The following is a 2,773-nucleotide window of genomic DNA, read 5'->3' as shown; positions in this document are numbered from 1 at the left end:
AGCGACTCAGGCCCCACACCCAGCCCGGACAGATAACGCGCCAGACGATTCGCCCGCGCATTCACCTCCCCGTACGACAACTCCACCCCACCGGCGACCACAGCCACCGCCGCAGGATCAAACGCCGCCCGCTCCTCGAACACCTCATGCACACACCGCTCCACCCGAGCGGACACCTCCGGCCCCGACGCCAGCAGCGACCTCTCCGCCGCATCCAGCATCTCCAACCGCGCCACCGCAACCGACGGCTCGGCCACCGCCGCACCCAGCAACCGCAGCCAGTGCCCCGCCACCCGCTCCACCGAGCCACGCTCGAACAACGCCACCGGATACACCAGCCGCGCACTCAACGAACCATCCGCAGCCTCCACCACCTGAAGCTCCAGATCAGTCTTGGCCACACCACCCACCACACCGAACGCAGCAGACTCCACACCGAACAGACCCTGCGCCGCCTCCGCCGACTCATGCATCGTGAACGACACCTGATACAACGGCGTACGGGACATGTCCCGCTCCGGCTCCAACTCATCAACCAGCCGCGCAAACGGCACACCCTGATGGTCAAACGCCCCATACACACTCACACGATTGGCCTCAAGGAGCTCCCCGAACGACTCCCCACCACCCCAACGCGCACGCATCACCAAACTGTTGATGCCATAACCCAGCATCCCCTGCAGCTCAGGACGACCCCGACCCGACACCACAGTCCCCACCGCGACGTCCTGACGACCCACATACCGCGACAACACCAACTGATACGCCGTCAACAACACAACAAACGGCGTCACACCGAATTCAGCGGCCACCTTCCGTACCCGCTCATCCAGTCCCGCCGGGAACGGGACGGTGACCTCGGCCCCCTCGAAGCCGCGCGCCGCCGGCCTGGGACGGTCGGTCGGCAGTACCAGCGGGGTGAGCCCGTCCAACTGGTCCCGCCAATAATCCAGCTCGCGCTCCAGCCGCTCACCCGAAAGGTACTCCCGCTGCCACACCGCGAAATCCGCATACTGCAATTCCGGCTCAGCGAGCTCCAAAGAACGCCCCCCGGCGAAAGCCAGATAAAGCTCGCTCAGCTCCTCCATGAACAAACGAGTGGACCACGCGTCACAAGCGACGTGATGGAAGACGACGATCAGTACGTGATCGTCCTCGGCAAGCCGCACCAGCGTTCCCCGCAGCGGCCACTCCCGCTCCACGTCGAACGCCCCGGCGGACTCCGCGCGGAACATCTCCGCGGCGCGCCGTTCGCGGCTGTCCGCGTCGGCGTCGCTCAGGTCGACGTCCATCAGGTCGACCGGACGCGGCTCATCGATCACCTGGACCGGAGCCGCGCCGTCCATGACATAACGGGTCCGCAGAATCTCGTGCCGGGCGGTCATCTGCGCCCAGGCCTCGCGCAGCGCGGCACGGTCCAGCCGGCCACGCAGCCGTACGGCGAGCGGCACCAGGTACTCGGCGCTGTCCGGGTCCAGTCGGTTCAGGAACCACATCTGCTGCTGGCCGTACGACAACGGCAACGGACCCGACCGATCAGCACGGCCGATCACCGCACGGCCACGTCCGGTGGCCGCCGTCTGCTCAGCGGCAGCACCACGACCACCCGTCAGGCGCCGTCGCAACAGCTCCTCACGGGCCGACGTACCCGTGTCCGGCGCGCCTGCCTGCTGGTTGTCCCCCGTGCTCACTTGCCCTCACCCTCGTAGCCGTGCGTCTGCGCCGTGACCTCGGCGTCCGTCATCTGGTCGATTTCGTCTCGTACTGCGGCCTCGAGGGCCTCACCGATGCCGGCGATGGTCGGGGCCTCGAAGACGGCCCGGACCGGAATGTCGACGTCGAACGCGGACTGGATCTGTGCGATCAGCCGGATGGCGAGGATCGAGTTGCCGCCGCGCTGGAAGAAGTTGTCGTGGACGCCTGCCGGACTGCCGAGCAGCTGCGTCCAGATCTCCGCGATCTGCTCCTCCACGAAGTTCCGCGGACCGGCGGTCTCACCGGCGGTGTCGTCGGGCTCCGGGAGGGCTCGGCGGTCGATCTTGCCGTTGGCGTTCAGCGGCAGTGCGTCGAGTGGCACGTAGGCGGTGGGCACCATGTAGTCCGGCAGGCGGGCCGCGCAATGCTCCATCAGGTCCTGCCGGCCGGTCGGGGCCGCCGTGTCCGCCGGGACGTAGTAGGCCACCAGGCGCTTCTCGCCGGGCTGGTCCTCACGGACGACGACCACGGCCTCGCGGACGTCGTCGTGCTCGGTCAGCCGGGCCTGGATCTCTTCCGGTTCGATCCGGTAACCCCGGATCTTGACCTGCATGTCAGCCCGCCCGATGAAATCGACATTGCCGTCCGGGAGCAACCGCACCACATCACCCGTGCGATACAAACGGCCACCCGAACCCCCGAACGGATCCGGCACAAACCGCTCCGCCGTCAACCCCGCACGCCCGGCATACCCACGAGCCACACCCACACCACCGACATACAACTCACCCGGAACACCCACCGGCACCGGCACCATCCCCCGGTCCAGCACATACATCGCCATGTTCGGCAACGGCCGACCGATCGGCACCACATCCACACCCACCGGACCATCCACCGGAAACGTGCACGTACCCACCGACGCCTCCGTCGGACCGTACTCATTGATCACACGGCCCGCACCCAGCAACCCCGCCCAACGTCCCGCAAGCCCACCCGACAACGCCTCACCGGCAACCACCCACACACCCGCCAGAGCACACGCCTCGTCCTCCGACAACTGATGCGCCAAAACCTC

The 2,773-nt window shown here is 67.3% G+C and carries 2 protein-coding genes and 1 pseudogene; all 3 read right to left on the bottom strand.

Features of this window, described 5'->3' with window-relative positions:
* A partial coding sequence (locus AB0D93_RS41415; protein ID WP_362131905.1) for a condensation domain-containing protein occupies positions 1-1,691 on the bottom strand: 1,691 nt, incomplete at its 3' end.
* Positions 1,688-2,308, bottom strand: coding sequence for a phosphopantetheine-binding protein (locus AB0D93_RS41410; RefSeq protein ID WP_362131908.1), 621 nt, complete (start codon positions 2,306-2,308; stop codon positions 1,688-1,690). The genes AB0D93_RS41410 and AB0D93_RS41415, both read right to left, overlap by 4 nt.
* 147 nt (positions 2,309-2,455) lie before the next feature.
* Positions 2,456-2,716: pseudogene (locus AB0D93_RS41405) on the bottom strand (AMP-binding protein); the annotation flags it as partial.
* Positions 2,717-2,773: the final 57 nt, after the last annotated feature.

It is taken from the genome of Streptomyces sp. NPDC048191 (assembly GCF_040652655.1).
In the GTDB taxonomy this organism is placed as follows: Bacteria; Actinomycetota; Actinomycetes; order Streptomycetales; family Streptomycetaceae; genus Streptomyces.
The sequence above is the reverse complement of the archived record's forward strand: the minus strand, read 5'-3'. Positions and strand labels throughout refer to the sequence as shown.